At 42.4% G+C, this 18,105-nt stretch carries 11 protein-coding genes; all 11 read right to left on the bottom strand.

Annotation, left to right across the window (positions count from 1 at the left end; translation table 11 throughout):
- Positions 1-165 precede the first annotated feature (165 nt).
- The 11 genes from LC605_RS09120 to LC605_RS09170 all read right to left on the bottom strand — a co-directional run bounded on the left by LC605_RS09120 (position 166) and on the right by LC605_RS09170 (position 18,041).
- Positions 166-2,406 (bottom strand): SBBP repeat-containing protein, encoded by a 2,241-nt coding sequence (locus tag LC605_RS09120; RefSeq protein WP_229547240.1) that lies wholly within the window; start codon positions 2,404-2,406, stop codon positions 166-168.
- Positions 2,407-3,718: 1,312 nt separating this feature from the next.
- Positions 3,719-6,103, bottom strand: a complete 2,385-nt coding sequence (locus LC605_RS09125) for an SBBP repeat-containing protein (protein WP_229547241.1) — start codon at positions 6,101-6,103, stop codon at positions 3,719-3,721.
- A 1,019-nt stretch (positions 6,104-7,122) separates the two neighbouring features.
- Entirely contained in the window at positions 7,123-7,563 is a 441-nt protein-coding gene (locus tag LC605_RS09130; protein WP_229547242.1) for a hypothetical protein, read from the bottom strand.
- A 30-nt stretch (positions 7,564-7,593) separates the two neighbouring features.
- Positions 7,594-9,159, bottom strand: coding sequence for an MFS transporter (locus LC605_RS09135; protein WP_229547243.1), 1,566 nt, complete (start codon positions 9,157-9,159; stop codon positions 7,594-7,596).
- 5 nt (positions 9,160-9,164) lie between these two features.
- Positions 9,165-10,388, bottom strand: coding sequence for a glycosyltransferase (locus LC605_RS09140; protein WP_229547244.1), 1,224 nt, complete (start codon positions 10,386-10,388; stop codon positions 9,165-9,167).
- Positions 10,389-10,795: 407 nt separating this feature from the next.
- Positions 10,796-11,716 (bottom strand): class I SAM-dependent methyltransferase, encoded by a 921-nt coding sequence (locus tag LC605_RS09145; protein WP_229547245.1) that lies wholly within the window; start codon positions 11,714-11,716, stop codon positions 10,796-10,798.
- 225 nt (positions 11,717-11,941) lie between these two features.
- Positions 11,942-13,069: a UDP-galactopyranose mutase gene (gene glf / locus LC605_RS09150; protein ID WP_229547246.1), complete on the bottom strand. Its 1,128-nt coding sequence runs from the start codon at positions 13,067-13,069 to the stop codon at positions 11,942-11,944.
- 208 nt (positions 13,070-13,277) lie between these two features.
- Positions 13,278-14,822 carry a GMC oxidoreductase gene (locus LC605_RS09155; RefSeq protein ID WP_229547247.1) on the bottom strand — a complete coding sequence of 515 codons (1,545 nt, stop codon included), beginning with the start codon at positions 14,820-14,822 and terminating at the stop codon, positions 13,278-13,280.
- A gap of 110 nt (positions 14,823-14,932) precedes the next feature.
- Positions 14,933-15,766: an SDR family oxidoreductase gene (locus tag LC605_RS09160; protein WP_229547248.1), complete on the bottom strand. Its 834-nt coding sequence runs from the start codon at positions 15,764-15,766 to the stop codon at positions 14,933-14,935.
- Between the two features lie 47 nt (positions 15,767-15,813).
- Positions 15,814-16,989, bottom strand: coding sequence for a glycosyltransferase (locus LC605_RS09165; RefSeq protein ID WP_229547249.1), 1,176 nt, complete (start codon positions 16,987-16,989; stop codon positions 15,814-15,816).
- A gap of 155 nt (positions 16,990-17,144) precedes the next feature.
- On the bottom strand, positions 17,145-18,041 hold the full coding sequence (locus LC605_RS09170; protein WP_229547250.1) for an SDR family oxidoreductase: 897 nt from the start codon (positions 18,039-18,041) through the stop codon (positions 17,145-17,147).
- Between the last annotated feature and the right edge of the window lie 64 nt (positions 18,042-18,105).

Consider the following 18,105-nt stretch of genomic DNA (forward strand, 5'->3'; position numbering starts at 1 on the left):
AACCAAGTTCTTCGTAAGGGAGCATCCCAAATGTGCCATTCCCTTCATAGCCCTCATCCCCTAACCCCCTCTCCCAAACATGGGAGAGGGGGTGAGGGAAAAGATTTAAGCTTGCATTGGGATGCTCCCCGTAGTCTATTTACCTGAAAATAGCTGTAAATCAATTCAGACGACTATAGTACCATTATTAACTGCCTCAGCCAAAGCTGAAGGAAAAGAATTTTCCGACTCAGGGTCAAATATGCTGCCAAGACCAGAAACGATCTGTCCATAGTTGAATGCACTGCCACTAGTACTGACTCTCTGAGCAGAGTTAGCACCGATCCCCTGAGTAAAGTTAAGATTGATCCCCTCAGCAGGGTTAATGCGATTATCGCCTAAAGGCAGTCTTTCCCTAGTCACTAAATTATTAGTGATATCAACGGTGGGAATTAAACCAGGCTCGTCAATGCTGACAAAATCATTTGAACTGCCGATAAATTTTTGCAGTTTTCCGTTCTTGATATTAAGCTCGGCCAACCAACCGTCCACAGCCGAGGTATTAACGCCATTAGTCTTCCCTAATAAGCCATCAGTAAATCCAGTGACGTAAAGCTTACCAGCGCTGTCAGTAGTAACACCTGTAGGGTAGTCAAGATTCTTTCTGCTGCCAAATTGTTGAATCCACTTGTTATTGCCATCAGTGTCAAACCTCGCCACCCAGGTATTATAAGATTCGTCTTTTTGACCTTTTCCTAACTTGCCATTAGAATGTCCGATCAGAAAGATATTGTCTTGTTGATCGATCTCCACGTCGGATAAGAACATACCATCATCATCTGGAGAGCCAAACTGTTTAGCCCACACTTGAGAGCCATCTGGACGGAGTTTGCTAATCCAAATATCGCGATCGCCGATTCCTCTTGTTCCCACCTGTGTGCCAATATCCCCTGTAGTCCATCCTGTAACGTAAATATTGCCCTGGCTGTCAGTATCAACGCCCCAGGCAAAATCAAGTCCCTGATTTGTACTTCCAAGCTGTTGAACCCACTGTACCTGCCCTGCTGTATTCACCTTTGATACCCAGACATCGTACTTCAAAAGTTGTCGCGATGGGTCTGATTCTCTGACTAGGCCTTGAGTCCAGCCTACAGCTATGCTGTTGCCATCCTTATCAACTGCAAGGTCGTAAGATTCGTCAAAAAAGGGAGTGATATCAAAAGGGAAAGTTGCGGAAGGATCTTTAATCGGGGTAATCCACTGCTGGTTGCCATTGGTGTCAAACTTAGAGACCCAGGAATCATCCTGAACCGCAAAATTGAAAATGTCTGTTCTTGTATTGTTCTTAATTGCGATTCCTGATAAGTAGACATTGCCTGCTGGATCTAGATCTATGCTAAAGGCTCCACTACTAAAACCACCAGCAGTAAACTGCCTACCCCAAACCTGATTGCCATTGGTGTCATATTTAGCCACCCAAACATCAGCTTCTGTTTGTTTGGTTCCAAACAAGTTACCCGATGTGCCACCCGCTAGGTACGTGTTACCATCTTTGTCTGCAACCATTGCAAAGTTAGACTCATCACCAGAAGAGCCAAACTGCCTACCCCAGACCTGGTTACCATTGCTGTCATATTTCGCTATCCAAGCATCTGTAAAACCTTGATTGGTTCCAAACAATGGCCCGGTGGTAGATCCTGATATATAAATATTGCCAGCAGAATCTTTACTTGCAGCAAGACTGAGATCGAGACCCGTAGTCCCTAATTGCTGAATCTTATTGTTTCGTGCTGGTTTTTTTGGTGGTTTTTCACCCACAAACCGGAAATTATTCGATTTTAAATCTAAATTAACTTCCGGCTTTGCAACCACAAAAGTCACGAGGTCAGGCGCTCCCTGTTGCAGTGAAAAGATCGCTTGTCCAGAAATCGGTTGTGCGACTCCTTGAACCTGTAATCCATTAATTTTTACGATTCGATAGTCTTTCGGTTTACCATTTAGCTGGATGACATCATTATTGACGCCGAAATCATAAATGACAGCAAACTCGTTCAAACCAAGGAAGTTTGTAGTTAGTAGGGTATCTGGGTTAGAAGTAGTATAGTAAGGCTGATTTGTATCACCAAGAACAAATCTGTCTGCCCCTACAGATGGGATATTTCTGTTTAGGATCAGAAATGGATTACCACCTTGCTGGGCATTCTGAATATTCAGAATAATCTCAAATTCTTCAGCAGAGTTGTCAAATAGATCCCCGAACAAATAATCTACATTTGTTGCTTGAGTGGCGCTTGCAACCGGATTGTCAGGATAAATGGTATCGTTTCCGGCACGACCGAAAAGGGCTTCAGGAGCATTTGTACCCCCTGCGACAACTAGATCGCTGGCAGGTGTCAATAATGAAATTGCTAGTTGTTCATCAGCCATTTTATTTAAATCCCTTATTTCAGAAGCAATTTAGATTTTTTCGAGATCTAGTTTCGGACTTGTGACTAATTTCCGTCTATTGGTGTCGAAAGTCTTGGGCATCTAAAGGAGAATAATCCTCTTACAGCAAGTGTTTCAGGTTTTACGTGCCTTTGCCCCTGCTGGTGTCGATGCTCTGAATGATTATATTTTTGTCCAAGAATAATAATATCCAACAGTTTAGACCAAATAGTAAAGTATTTATTTTTTAGTAAATAATTTATTTTTTCCAAGCTCCTTATTTGTCGTGTTTTACCATTTAGACGTGTGATTGCCAGCCAAAATCTGAGATGCTGATTAAGTAAGTTGGTGCGAAAAAATTCAATTATTTTACGAAACGTAAATACGATTAAAAACCTTACTAATAAACAATGACAAAAGGCAAATGACAGCCTTAGCCAGTTAACTTTAATTGCACCAACCTACTTAGATGACTCAATTTACCTCATCTAAACTATGTCGATCTTGAAACCTGTAGTTCAACGCTTTTCAAAAGGATTTGCCCTCATCCCTCAACCCTGAATCCCAGATATGGGATTCGGGGAGCTAGAATTTCAAAGTCCCTCTCCCAGATCTGGGAGAGGGATTTAGGGTGAGGGCGAAAACTCGGTTCTCAACTTAGATCAGGTTTAACTCGACCCCAAAGCCAATCCCGTAGCAATACTGCCTAGGTTTTTAATATTTTAGGACTTACGCTGTCTACGCCGGGCTGCGCCTACGCTAAATCCTGTTATCAGTAAATAAAAATATTTATACAAAGTAGACCGTATTAATACATAACAATAGAGATAAGTTAAGCCAACAGTTACTCGGGATAAGAAACCGCAACCCAGAGCCGGTCGTTTAGAAACTTCCAATAATTGAAGGAGGCAGGAGGCAGGAGGCAGGAGGCAGAAGGAGTTTTTCAGTTGGGGATTCGACCCCAACTGAAAAAGAGCCACTGAACGAGAGTTCAGTGGGGGTCTTAAACCCCTGTTCCCTCTGGTCACAGCAGGAGTTAGGGGTCAGTTTTCCTCCTGCCTCCTGCCTCCTAACTCCTGCCTCCGATAAATTATTCAATCTTGTGGGGTGGGCGATGTCTCGCCCACCCCACAAGAAGTAGTTGAGTATTTTTTAAATTGGAAGTCCCTTACCTATTTATTTTTCTTCCTCTTACTTGGTGTCCTTCCCCCTTGGCGCTAGTCTCTCCCTTTGGGAGAAGGGGAGACGCACTCGCGTTGGCCGTTCGTAAAAAAAATTTAGGTATTCTTCTGGCGGGAAGGGAGTAATCATTTCAAATCACTAGACTGCCATTATTAACTGCCTGAGTCAAACTTGAAGAAAAAGCAGGTCTCAACCCAGAGTCAAATATGCCGTCAAGACTAGAAATGAACTGTCCATAGTTGAATGTACTACTAGTAGAAGGACTAGTGGTTCTCTGACCAAAGTTAAGATTGATCCCCTCAGCAGGGTTAATCAGGTTATCGCCTTGAGGCAGCTTTTCGCTAGTTACAAGACTATTAGTGATATCAGTGGTGGAAATGCGAGTAGGAGCGGCAATACTGAAGACATCATTTAAACTACTGAGACTATCAGTTGAAGTGCTGAGACTATCAGTTGAAGGGCTGAGAATATCAGTTGAAGGGCTGAGACTATCAGTTGAAGGGCTGAGACTATCAGTTGAAGTGGTGAGACTATCAGTTGAAGTGGTGAGACTATCAGTTAAAGTGCTGAGAGCATTAATTGATGTGCCGATAAATTTTTGCAGGGTTCCGGTGCTGGCATTAAGTTGAGCCAACCAACCGTCCACAGCTGAGCTAGTGACGCCAGTAGGGTTCGTTAATGAGCTGTCAGTAAATCCAGTCACGTAAAGCCTACCCGTTCCATCAGTAGTGACTCCTGTAGGGTAGTCCAGATTATTTAGTCTTCCAAATTGTTGAATCCAGTTGTTGTTGCCATTAGTGTCGAACTTCGCCACCCAGGCATTATAAGATGGGTCTTTTGTGCCATTTCCCAAGACGCCGTTAGTATGTCCGATGATAAAGATGTTGTCATTTTGATCGATCTGCATATCCGATAGGAACATACCATCATCATCTGGAGAGCCAAACTGTTTAGCCCACACTTGAGAGCCATCTGGACGAAGTTTAGTAATCCAAATATCGCGAGCGCCAGTTTGTCCGTTGCTTACGCCAATACTCCCTGTAGTCCATCCTGTAACGTAAATATTGCCCTGGCTGTCAGTATCAACGCCCCAGGCAAAATCAAGTCCCTGATTTGTACTTCCAAGCTGTTGAACCCACTGTACCTGCCCTGCTGTGTTCACCTTTGACACCCAAGCATCGTACTTCAAAAGTTGTCGCGATGGGTCTGATTCTCTGACTAAGCCCTGAGTCCAGCCTACAGCTATGCTGTTGGCATCCTTATCAACTGTAAGGTCGTAAGATTCGTCAAAAAAGGGAGTGATATCAAAAGGGAAAGTTGCTCCCGGATTCTTAATCTGGGTAATCCACTGTTGGTTGCCATTGGTGTCAAACTTAGACACCCAAGAATCATCCTGAACCGCAAAATTGAAAATGTCTGTTCTTGTATTGTTTTTAATTGCGATTCCTGATAAGTAGACATTGCCTGCTGGATCTAGATCAATGCTAAAGGCTCCACTACTAAAACCACCAGCAGTAAACTGCCTACCCCAAACACGATTGCCATTGGTATCATATTTTGCCACCCAAACATCCGTTTCTGTTTGCTTGGTTCCAAACAAGTTACCCGATGTGCCACCCGCTAGGTATGTGTTACCATTCCTGTCTGTGGCGCTCGCAAAGTTAGACTCATCACCAGAGGAGCCAAACTGCCTACCCCAGACTAGGCTGCCATTGGTGTTATATTTCTCTACCCAAGCATCTCCCAAACCTTGATTGGTTCCAAACAATGTCCCGGTGGTAGTTCCTGATATATAAACATTACCAGGAGAATCTGTATTCGCAGCAAGACTGAGATCGTTACCAGTAGTCGATAATTGATTAATCTTCCGGTACGATGTTGGTTTTATTAGTGGTTTTTGACCGATAAACCGAAAATTATTCGAGTTCAAATTTAAATTGACTTCCGGCTTTGCAACCACAAAAGTTACTAAGTCAGGTAGTCCCTGTTGCACTGAAAAGATCGCTTGTCCAGAAAGAGGTTGTGCGACTCCTGCAACCTGTAATCCAGTAACTTTTACGATTCGATAGTCTTGCGGTCTACCATTTAGCTGGATGACATCATTATTAACGCCGAAATCATAAATGACAGCAAACTCGTTCAAACCAAGGAAGTTTGTAGTTAGTAGGGTTGCTGGGTTAGAGGTAGTATAGTAGGGCTGAGTTCGATCACCAAGAACAAATCTGTCTGCTCCTACAGATGGGATATTTCTGTTTAGAATTAGAAATGGATTACCACCTTGCTGAGAATTCTGAATATTCAGAATAATCTCAAATTCTTCAGCAGAGTTATCAAATAAATCGCCGAACAAATAATCTACATTTGTTGCCTGAGTGGCGCTTACAACCGGATTGTCAGGATAAATTGTATCGTTTCCAGCACGAGCGAAAAGGGCTTCAGAATCAGTTGTACCCGATGCGAGAACTAGATCGCTGGCAGGTGTTAATAATGAGATTCCTAATTGGTTATTGGCCATTTTGTTCAAATCCTTTATTTCAGAAACGATTCAGATTTTCTCGATACTCAGTTTCAGACTTCTGACTAATTTCCCTTGGCTGGTGGTTGTGTAGGAATCCTACTTGAATCTTGCTCAGTATACTGAGAAGTCAAGGTTTGTATGTCAAGCTTCTAGGCAGCTTGATTGTTCAAAAATCAAATAGGAGTCCTATACTTAGGTATCTCCAAAGATTAATATCCAACAATTAGGCCAAATAGTAAAGTATTTCTTTTTTGCAAGCTCCTGATTTTTGGACTTGGGACAAAAAAGAATTGTTCGCATATATTTACATGAACAACACTAATGATTAATCTTGTTTATAGTTTTTTGCCTCTTATATCAAATCTACTGATCTTCTAGTATAAATTGGCAAAAATCATCTTAAGTTGGGAAACTCGCCCACGGGGCTGGCTTCCCTACATATACTTCAATACGGTTCACAAAAGGGCTGAAACTCTTTTTTTTTTACGTAGACGCAAAGCGGCTTGCCGCAGGCTACCACTCCAGGCGCAGAGAACACAGAGAGAAGAGAGAAAGAGAAGGGGGAAATGCTTAACTGAACTGTATTGACATATACTTATGAGATATTTTAAAAGTCGTAAAATATACTATTACGATTACGATGTTTAAGTACGGCTTTGCGTAAAATCGTGGCGAATTGAGGGTTGAAATTTAAACGCATAGGCGCTTCTCTACGAGACGCTACGCGAACGCCTTCCCGCAGGGTAGGGGCGCAAAGGGAAGCGCAAAGGTTCGCAGAGAATTCGCTACGAGTTAATGAAATGTTGTACTAAGTTAGTTTTGAGGGTTTGTAGTAAGCACAAAGTGTGCTAAGGAAATAAGGACTTCAGTCCTGACTAGGGGGAGCATCCTAATTTTGCTTAAATCTTTTCCCTCACTTTCAGCCCCTCTCCCAAAGATGGGAGAGGGGAGACATAATTCTAGTTCCCCATGAAGCGTTTGCGGTAGCGTCTCCAAGAGTTGCGGAATAGTTTAAATTATTTCAAATCACTATCTATAGTGCCATTATTAACTCCCTGAGCGAAAGCTGAAGGAAAAGAATTTTCAGACTGAGGGGCAAATAAGCTAATAAGATCAGAAATGAACTGTCCATAGTTGAATGTACTATTAGTGTTGTTAGTACTGATTCCCTGAGTAAAATTAAGATTGATCCCCTCAGCAGGGTCAATGCGATTATCGCCTTGAGGCAGCTTTTCACTGGTTACAAAATCATTAGTGATATCAATGGTGGAAATTGATTTCGGATTGGCAATACTGACGAAATCATTTGAACTTCCAGGAAATTCTTGCAGTTTTTCGTTGTTGACATCAAGCTCGGGTAACCAACTGTCTACAGGTGAGGTATTAACGCCATTAGTGTTCCCTAATAAACCATCAGTAGATCCAGTCTCGTAAAGCTTACCAATTTCTTCGTTCATAGATAAATCATCTTTTTGTAAAGTCTAATTTTAGATGCGCTTACCGTGCTTCTTGTGTTTACTAGCAAAAGGAGAATTCTTAGTGACTTGGTTAAAAGTTGGCTGAACAAACACCAGAATCAAAAATGCCCCACCTAGCAGGGTAATACTAGCTAGAAGCACAGTTGCGTGCAGACCAGACACAAATGCATTGCTAATTGCCTGATGCATAGCTTGGGTCGAAATGTTGACTGGTAGGTCACTTGGAACTTGAAATCCACCACGCAAAACATCAGCCATGAGGCGATCTTGAAGGTTTGAGGGTAGACCCCAAGCAGAGAGCGATCGCGCCAAATTCGAGGATAGCTGTTGGGTGAGAATTGTTCCTTGTATACCAACTCCTAACATATTGCCGAAACGATTACTAGCGTTGATGACTGCTGAGGCAATTCCCACTTTCGTGGAAGGTGCAGAACTCATACCTACTGCTGCTAAGGGTGCGAGTGTCAAGCCGCTACCAAACCCTGAAACAATCAGGCTCCACAAAATCACTCCATACTCTGTATCGACAGTGATTCGTACAAAGGAAAACGTAGCTATGCTTGCTAGGAGCAATCCTGTGGCGATCGCAAAGCGCCACCCTAAGCGAGCAGCAAACCACCCAGAAAATATAGATGCAATTACAAAAGCTCCATTCATTGGTAGGAAGCGTAAGCCCGCCGCCGTTGCCGAGTACCCCTGCACTTGCTGGAAAAACAGGCTGAAGATAAAAAGTAAGCTGACAACAGTGAAGAATACCAAAACCTCAACGATACTGACTACAGTAAACGTTGAATTTTGAAACAAGGATAATGGTAGCATTGGGTGGCTACTGCGGGACTCAACAAATAAAAATGTCACAAAGCTAAGTCCGGCAACTATCAACAGGAACACAATTAGTGGCGATCGCCACAGCCCAGCATTCCCTTGAGTAAGTGCATAGGTAAGTGAAGCCAGAAAGATGACACTGAGCAGTAAACCAGGCACATCGAGACGTTGCTTGCTGGGATCCTTGCTTTCCTTAACAACACGCGAAGTCACCCAAAAAGCGATCGCGCCCAGTGGTAAGTTGAGAAAGAATACGCTCTGCCATCCCAAAGTATCCACTAGTAGTCCGCCTAGCACTGGGCCAGCAACGAGGGCGAGTCCTGACACCGCAGCCCAAATACCAAGGGCTTTAGATTTTTCCTTCGGTTCGGGAAAGGTCTCAGCAATGATCGACAGAGAACCAGTCACTAAGGCAGCAGCTCCAATTCCTTGAAGGGTTCGCCCAGTAATCAAGATACTCAAACTGGGAGCCAGACCGCAAATTAAAGAAGCGATCGTAAAGATGACTAGCCCTGTGAGGAAGACTCGCTTACGTCCATAAATGTCTCCTAAGGTTCCGCTTGGCAGCACTAGACTAGTGGCAGACAAACTGTAAGCGTTGAGAATCCACTGTAATCCCGACACGCTAGAGTTTAGACTTATCTGAATCTGGGGAAGTGCCAAATTGATCACAGTGTCATCGAGATTGGCCATGAAGAGGGCGAAACACATTGCCGCCAGCGTAACTGATTTAACACGATCTCGATTCATCGTTGTCACCTCTGCTGGAGTGGTTCTGCCACTGTTTTTTGATAATTAGTAGCGAGAATTCTCTGTAAAATATCGGGTATTTCAAATACGGCTCTATTGTTGATCGCAGTGACATTTGCACGGTAGCGGGCAAAATTTTCTGGTTGAAGAAACTGCTCAACTGCTCCATCGATATCCTGAAAACTGGGGATAACCAGACCCACCTGCTGCTGTTGAATCCACTCAGTGTTGTATTGTTCCTGCGGCATTGTCTTAGCACTGCGTTCCACAATCACTGGTAGCTTCATGACTAGTGCCTCGCTGATGCTACCGGGGCCTGGTTTACCAATCATAAAATCACAAAGATGCATATAGTAAGGAATGTCTTTTGTAAAGGTGGTGACAAACCTCTTTTGAAGACCTTGGCTTTCACGTAAAGCTACAGCTAGTTCTTCATTGCGTCCGCAGATAAAGATCAGTTGTAGCTTTTGTTGAAAACGCTCCAGACCCTTGGCAATTTCCAGCATGACTTTGGAGCCATTACCACCGAATAACACAAGTCCAGTCAGACAGTCTGGATCTAAACCCAAGCGTTGCCTTTCTTGGGCGCGATCGCTCACAATTGGTTCATAAAAGCGAGGGTTAATTACCATTCCCGAAGTTTTGACGATCAGATCCTCCTTTACTCCTAGAGAACGAGCTTGTTCCACTGCTTTTTGGGTGCCACAAACAACATAACTTCCCGTTTCTGGTTCTATCCAATAGGCCGATGGAAAATCAGCAAAATCTATCAGAACTGTTACTAAAGGTGTGCCTGGTTTTACTCTCTGTAAACTTTCCCAGATCATTTTATTAAACAACGGCACTACAGAAACTACTATATCTGGCTGTTCCTCGCGCCAATGTTCCTCGAATATCTTCACACCAGCATCGTGATTTAGTTTGATCAGTAGTTTATTAAAGGGCATGGTCAGATGGTGAATCCATGTCCAACCGCTTTGCATGATCTGGTTGAGAACTTGATCTGCACTAGTTCCGAATAGCCTGTAGATATCCAGTGTCTTTTGTCCTTGTGCTAAACGCTGTGCTAATACGTCTACGTCGGTAACACTAGTTTGACAGACGAGTTGTTGCTCAATGATTGAAGATATGGCATTAGAAGTGGCGATATGCCCTCCACCACTATTTCCGGTGACAACATTGATCAAAAACTTTTTTTTGGGATATGAGGGTGATTGCATTGTTTCCATAAATACAAAATTTTTCTTAAAAACCAAACTTTTTTGGTAATAGACTTCCAATAAATAAATTATTCAATCTTGTGGAGTATTTTTTAAATTGGAAGTCCACCTAACCGCTCAATAATCCGGGGTAAATCCCTCAGGGACAAGGCTCAAATTGCCTAAAATCGTTCCTGATCTGGTAAGTAAGTTGGCGCAAATAAAGCTAACTAGCTAAGGCTGTCATTTGTCCTTTGTCGTTGGTCATTAGTAAAGGTTTTAAGCTTATTTACGTTTTGTAACATACTTAACTTTTTTCGCACCAACGTACTTAGTTCGCCACGATTTATTGAGCGGATACCTTTTTAGTGACAATGCTGTGCCAATTCTATTGGGCTGAGTTCTTTAGCGACTCCATAAGGAAGGCGATCGCTAGATTAAGTTCTTTTGCGGAACATGATGCTCATCCCAGAATGGAAACTCAGCCAATAACCGAAAATAGCGTAGAAGAGGAATTTATAAGAGGACAACGCTTTTCCTAGTTTCAACGGCTCAACAAAAACGTCTGGTGAGTTGTCAAAGAGGCTCATGTAAACGTTATAAACTCGATTATTGAAACCGAACCAGGGTGTATCATCATATTTTCGGTCAAAGAAATCTACAGGCTCCCATTCCTGATATCTCCCTAATGATTCGAGGGTTTCACGCGTGTATACATGAAGGTGGTAGGGGATATGCATACAGTTAAAGTGATCGGGTAAGTCGGGTCGCGTGAGGTCGATATTAGCGGCGTTAGGTGTACTGATTAGAATGTAACCACCAGGGGACAGCATATTGTTTAACTTAGTTAATAGATCATTAGGATCTTCAACATGTTCAATGACATCTTGGAGCGAGATGTAATCAAATGGTCTACGCTGGAGGGTTGTTGGATCCCCAAAGCCGTCCTCTGGCCCATAAGGGTCATATCCATAGGAATTGGCAAAACCACGTTCTTGCAGATATTCTACAAACAGACCGTTAGCACCACAGCCATAATCGAGCAACGAGTGAGTCTTGGAAAACCCATGCTTCGTCAACTGGCGGTACAGATTGCCATAGATAAATCGATATGACCATGTGAGTGTTGCCTTAGCAGTCGGGTATTGGGCGTAGTAGTGGTCAAGCTCTACGACATCTAAACAATGTATCGTCTTGCAATCGGGACAACGCCAAACCTGAAACTTTTCGCCTATAAAGGCTCTGACACTACAAGGAAACGTAGAAAATGCAGATTCATCATTCGGATTGACGCGATAATTGCAAATGGAACAGTCAAGGCGTTGCTTAGTTGTACTAACGAGTTGTTGTTGCGTCATAATCTTTTTGTGAGAAAATATTAACCATTTTTTAGTCAGAACTTGAAAGAAAGAGTTCTATGTTTTTATCCATCAGAAGTGCGATCGCATCCTTTTGGCACTTTCTAAGTAAGTTGGCGCGAAAAATCAAAGTATGTTACGAAACGTAAATAGGCTTAAAATCTTTACTAATGACCAATGACAAAGGACAGCCTTAGCCAGTTAGCTTTAATTGCGCCAACCTACTTACATAGAATTTGCTACTTCTTTCTCAAACAAACCAAGTGCCCGAAGCACTGCATGATCCATGTCATAGTATTTGTAGTCTCCAAGTCGTCCAGCAAATAGTACTGTACCATTGAGTTTCTCTGCTTCTTTAAGGTATAGGCTCAGGCGATCGCGACTTTCTTCATTGAGAATAGGATAATAAGGGTCATTTTTTCCTGGTACATAAGCCTGGGGATATTCCATCACCAAGGTAGTTTTAGGAGAAGTTTGTCCTGACAAATACTTCTGTTCAGTGATGCGAGTGATATCGTAATCGTTGGGATAATTAACTGTACCCACCTCTTGATACTGTTCTTGATCTAAAGTGTCGAATTGAAAGCGCAGACTCCGATAGGGCAATTCACCATACATATAATCAAAAAAGGTGTCAATCGGCGCAGTGCAAAGTAGTCGGTGAAACTTAACATCTTTGATAATTTCGCGGTAATCTGCGTTTAACATTACCTTAATATTGGGATGAGCCAGCATTCGCCGGAACATTTCTGTATAGCCCAGCTTAGGCATAGCCTGATAGGGGTCTTGAAAGTAACGGTCATCCCGGCTGATATAAACTGGAACACGTCCCGTTACTCCCTTATCCAGATCCTCTGGTTTCATTCCCCACTGCTTGATTGTGTAACGGAGAAAAACATTTTCATAAATGTAATCAGCTAAAAAGCTGAGATCACCACTAGCACTCTCCCGCAGTTTCAAAATGGGTACTTTTACTCCAAAACCGAAGTTTTCTAGAAGCAAATTCTCCAGCTTCTCTGCATATTTTTCAGGAAAAAGTGCATGGAGAGAATTGAGATTAAAAGGAATAGGGACTTTCTTGCCCTCCAAGACTCCCAGTACATGATGATAGTAATGCCTCCATTCTGTAAATTGAGAGAGATAATCCCATACTTTCTTAGACTTAGTATGAAAGATATGAGGCCCATATTTATGAACAAGAATGCCATGCTCGTTGTAATAATCGTAGGCATTACCCCCAATGTGGTCTCGCTGCTCTACAATCAGCACCCTCTGTCCAAGCTGAGTTGCTAGCCGTTCAGCCATTACACAGCCTGAGTATCCCGCTCCTATAATTAGCCAATCAAATAGCATTTAATTTCACTCCGGTTAGTTTGTGGACAGCGCAAAAAAGGATATGATATTTTTGTTTCATCTATGAGATTTTCCTGTTGAATTCAAATTAAAATCCGAGTTCAACAAAGCAATATAAAAGGATTTGATTTGTATTTTGGTTAGGAAAAATCTGGGCTTTGATCATCAGTATGGTAATTTACTTCGATGTTTTAGCTCGTTGAATGAGTTATCGTAGTCTTTCAAGTAAATGCTCTCCAACCCGCAAAGCGTTAGCCATCATCGTTAAAGTTGGGTTCACAGCGCCACTAGACGGGAAAAAGCTACCATCAACAACGTACAAATTATCAATATCGTGGGTACGACAATTGAGATCGAGTACAGAAGTTTTAGGATCTTCACCAAAACGACAAGTACCGCACTGATACCCAAAGGGCATTTTTGTAGTCACATAAATTGAAAATGAGCTAATACTGGGTGGCTGAATGGACTTTAATACTTGAATCCAACGCTTGATGAAACGATTAAATGCTTCTTCATTGTTATTTGTATATTCGAGAAAAACTTTATCATCCTTGACATGGACACGATTGTTAGGATTTGGCAAGTCTTCACCCATCAAAAACCAACCAGTAGTCCGATCTGATACTGCCTTATATACTCCCCTGGGAAGAATTCCTTTAGGAATAAAAGGTGGTGCATTAGCGGCAGCCCTATCTTCATTGATGTCGCCGAGTGTCTGTACGTGTCCCATTGGGTAAGGAAAATCTTTCTCTCCCCAATAAAAATCGTTAACAGCAAGTGTCTTGGAATAAACTGTCGGATTAGGTTTTACAGATAAACCCACGATCGCTGCAATATTATGCTTAATATAGTTGCGTCCGACAAGATCAGAACTATTCGCTAGTCCGTTTGGGTGTTGTTCATTAGCAGATTTAAGCAATAATGCTGCTGAGTTGATTGCACCACAAGCAACAACAACTAGATCTCCAGAAAAAATTTGGCGATTACCTGCGATTTCTGCTTCCACGCCAGTAACTTCACGACCCGATGGACTGGTATGCAAACGTAAAACTTTGGCTTCGGTGAGCAAAGTCAGATTAGGATAGACCATTCCCGGACGTACACCATTAATGTCAGCATCGGCTTTGGCGTTGACCAAACATGGAAAGCCATCACATGTGTTGCAACGAATACACGCACTTAAAAAACGATTGACTTCATTGAGTTTCACCGCTAGGGGTTGGTAAGAAGGATGAAACCCTTTATCCTTGAGAGTAGAGCAGATTTGTTCAATGTATGGTTCATGGCTGATGGCTGGATAGGGATAGTCTTCGCTGCTTGGGGGTTCAGTCGAGTCAAGACCTCGCATACCGTGTACTTCGTAAAGCCTTTCAGCTTGAGCGTAGTAGGGGGCAAAATCTTGATACTTCAACGGCCATTCTGGAGAAATACCATCTTTATGAGTGACTTTTTCAAAATCCCGCTCACGGAACCTGTACAATGTAGCACCGTAAAATTTGGTATTGCCGCCGACGTAATAGTATGTTGGCACATCCATTGGCTTACCATCCTTGTCATACCACACTTCGGAACTGCGGTAGCGACCTTTTCCATAGATTTCTTGAGAATCCCAATTGGCTTTTTCTTTAGCAAGAAAAGGGCCTCGCTCTAAAACTAAAATTTTCTTTCCACTTGGTGCCAAGGCATGTGCTAGAGTTCCACCACCTGCACCTGTACCAATAATTATCACATCGTAATGTTGATTAACCATTTGCTTAATTCCTAATTCTTAATTCTGAATTACACTTGCAGACTTGCTAGGGTAATTCATAATTAAGAAAGCCAGATTTAATCTGTCTTGATTAGCAAAATTGGTGTAACTTAATTTTTAACCAGATTCCTCACTTGCATTTGCGTTTCTGCACACCTTCGATTCAGTTCTAGCAAACCAGCTCGCCGAATAATTGCATCCCCAAGTTGTGGAGAAAGTTGTGAAATAGCAAAGAATATCTTAGAGGTCAGTCCATCAAGTATCACTTCTTTGTGATTGTGCTGAATCGCTTGAAGCACTACATTTGCTACTTCTGTTGGATGGGCAAGGTGGGCTACACTGGGTGCTGTTATGCCAAGAGCATGAAACATTCCAGCATCGGTAACTCCAGGACAAATTACCGAAACCCCGACATTGGTATTAGCTAATTCTTGGCGGATCGCATCTGACCACATAATTAAACCAGCTTTACTGGCTGAATAAATGCTGTTATAAGTCGCTCCCTTTTTGCCAGCTGTAGAGGAAATATTTACAATATGACCACTATTGCACTCTAGCATACTTGGTAGTACCAAACGAGCTAACTCCATTGGTGCTAAAAGATTGGTCGTCGATATCGATTGGATATCTTCTAAGGTGTAATTCTGGAAAGGTCGGAATTTTTCTATGGCCGCATTATTGATCAAAATATCAATGGGGCCAGCAAGTTGTTCAATCTTCTGCACTAGGGAGGGTAATTCTTCCAATCGTCTGATGTCAAAGGGAATACTTATCGCTTTACCACCCTCAGCTTCAATCTCAGCACATATTTGCTCTAGACCTTCTTGAGAACGAGAAACGGCAACTACGGTTGCTTGCTCTTTTGCTAAAGCACGAGCAATAAATACTCCAATCCCACCGGAAGCACCAGTCAAAAGTGCTGTTTTACCTGCTATTGTTTTCACATTTACCCTCCAAAAACTTTTTTATACAGCAGTCTTTTATACATCGATCAAAATTTCGAGGATAACTGCTTATTTGTCTCAACCGTTGGAGAAGACGCAACAGAGAAGGAGTTTTCCAGCATTTGTTCCAAAATATCAACAACTTCAAATACTCCTTGATTGTTGATCGCAGCAGTATTGGCACGGTACTGAGCTAGATTTTCCGGTTGGATTAACTTTGCTACAGCTTGGTCAATATCCCGAAAATTGCGGACTACAATCCCAATCTCATTTTCTGCAATCCACTCAGCCGAGGGTCGTTCTTGAAACATACTTAAGGCGTTGGAATCAGTAATTACTGGCAAGTTCATTGCTACAGCCTCGCTGACACCTACAGAGCCGGATTTACCAATAAAGAAATCCGACAGATGCATATAGTAGGGAATTTCACTAGTAAAAGTTTCAATGAACCTTGGTAAACGACTCTGTTGACGGCGCAAAGTATTTGCTATTTCTTCATTGCGTCCGCAGATAAAAATGAGTTGTAGATTCAGTGACGATTTCTCTAGAGAATCGGCAATTTCTAGCATTGCATTTGATCCCTGACTACCAAAAGTGATTAAACCTGTAGGTAAATTTGGATCTAAACCTAAGCGTTCTCTTTCAATTTGGCGATCGCTATTCACCGGTTCAGAGAATCGAGGATGAATTACCACTCCGGAAGTGCAGAAGATTCGCTCTTGCGCATAACCCAAATTTTTCGCTTGTTCAACTGCTCTTTGAGTAGGACAAATTAAATATTGTGCTTGTGGATCAATCCAGAAGTGGGGTGGGCAATCGGCATGATCGGTGATTACGGTTGCAAAAGGCACACTGGGCGCTACGGATTGCAAGCTTTGATTAATCAGTCCGTTGATATAGGGCAATAATGAAACCACCATATCAGGTTGATGCTGCTGCCAATATCTCTTAAAACGTCCTAGCCAAGCAAAACGAGAAAGGCGTATTTGTAATTTGAATGAGGGAACTAAGAAAGGGTTATTAATAATTTTCGCCCAGTTTTTTTTGAGGATCAGCTGATTGTAAACGTAGTGTGGAGCAGTGGTGCCAATGATTTCTTTGAAAGCATCAACTATGTGAATTTCCCAAGGCAATTGCCGCTTCTCGATCACTTTTTGCAAAGCATTGGCTGTGCTACGATGGCCTGCGCCTAAATCGTAAATCATCAAATATACTTTTTTCATGGCTTTTTTGATTCGGTTTGTATTTGGGCTAAGAACGATCTTTTTTAAATTAGGAGATCAAACGAACCACAGAGAACGCAGAGGTCACTGAGAAATGAGAGTTTGAGAGGGGTTTTGCGTAAGTCCTATAAATTTCATATCTAAATTCAGCGATGTCATCTTTGAGTGGTTTTGTCTGATGTTGCTGTTACCATTGATTTGCTTTCACTAGATTTCAACGCAACGCGCTTTTGATTTTCGATGCGGAGTTGATTGAGTTTACCTACTCCCATCCAGTGGTAAACTGTGTCTCCAAATCTGGGAAAAATTTGCCACAGGGCCATCAACAGCTTTGATATAGTTGCTGTGATCAAATCTTGATTGACAATCACTTCTGCCTGATTCTGCTTAATAGCGCGGATGACGGCTTTTGCTACATCATCTGGTTTAGATGTACCTGCTAACTTTGGTATGGGTACGCCAGTATCGGCAATCATTCCCTCACCAGAAACATATCCCGGACAGATTGCAGAAGTTCTCACGCCAGTGTTTGCTAACTCTTGTCTGAGTGCATCAGTCCATATAACGACACCAGCTTTGCTAGCAGAGTAAACACTGTTGTATGGGTTTCCCTTTTTACCAGCCAGAGAAGCAATATTAACAATGTGACCCCTCTTTTGAGCTAACATCGTTGGCAGTACCAAACGACTTAATTCCATCCCCGATAGCAAGTTAATTGTTAATATTGACTGCAACTCGGCGGTAGAATAATCTTGGAATTCTCTGTATATCTCTATACCTGCGTTGTTAATCAAAATGTCAATTGGCCCTGCAAACTGGTTAATTTGCTGAATCAGGTTCGGCAGATTTTCTAGTTGAGTAAGGTCATATCTAATACCTAACCAGCGACCTCCTAAAGCTTTGACTTCCATCGCTACTTGATCCAGTGCCTCTTGCGATCGCGCAACACCGACTATAATCGCCTTTTCTTTTGCCAAAGCACGAGCAATAAATACCCCAATGCCCCGTGAGGCTCCTGTCAAAAGTACTGTCTGACCTGCAATAATTGACATGATTTTACATCCTCTTTCATTCAGTACCAACCGAGTAGTTCGCCAAGTCAACCTTCCTCAGTAA

Origin of the sequence: Nostoc sp. CHAB 5836 (assembly GCF_020829445.1) — a bacterium.
Taxonomy (GTDB): domain Bacteria; phylum Cyanobacteriota; class Cyanobacteriia; order Cyanobacteriales; family Nostocaceae; genus Nostoc.

What these genes read in the sequence shown, in the direction of transcription:
- LC605_RS09170 (WP_229547250.1), bottom strand. Translation starts at nt 18,041, where the DNA reads ATGTCAATTATTGCAGGTCAGACAGTACTTTTGACAGGAGCCTCACGG.
- LC605_RS09155 (WP_229547247.1), bottom strand. Translation starts at nt 14,822, where the DNA reads ATGGTTAATCAACATTACGATGTGATAATTATTGGTACAGGTGCAGGT.
- glf (WP_229547246.1), bottom strand. Translation starts at nt 13,069, where the DNA reads ATGCTATTTGATTGGCTAATTATAGGAGCGGGATACTCAGGCTGTGTA.
- LC605_RS09145 (WP_229547245.1), bottom strand. Translation starts at nt 11,716, where the DNA reads ATGACGCAACAACAACTCGTTAGTACAACTAAGCAACGCCTTGACTGT.
- LC605_RS09165 (WP_229547249.1), bottom strand. Translation starts at nt 16,989, where the DNA reads ATGAAAAAAGTATATTTGATGATTTACGATTTAGGCGCAGGCCATCGT.
- LC605_RS09120 (WP_229547240.1), bottom strand. Translation starts at nt 2,406, where the DNA reads ATGGCTGATGAACAACTAGCAATTTCATTATTGACACCTGCCAGCGAT.
- LC605_RS09130 (WP_229547242.1), bottom strand. Translation starts at nt 7,563, where the DNA reads ATGAACGAAGAAATTGGTAAGCTTTACGAGACTGGATCTACTGATGGT.
- LC605_RS09125 (WP_229547241.1), bottom strand. Translation starts at nt 6,103, where the DNA reads ATGGCCAATAACCAATTAGGAATCTCATTATTAACACCTGCCAGCGAT.
- LC605_RS09135 (WP_229547243.1), bottom strand. Translation starts at nt 9,159, where the DNA reads ATGAATCGAGATCGTGTTAAATCAGTTACGCTGGCGGCAATGTGTTTC.
- LC605_RS09140 (WP_229547244.1), bottom strand. Translation starts at nt 10,388, where the DNA reads ATGGAAACAATGCAATCACCCTCATATCCCAAAAAAAAGTTTTTGATC.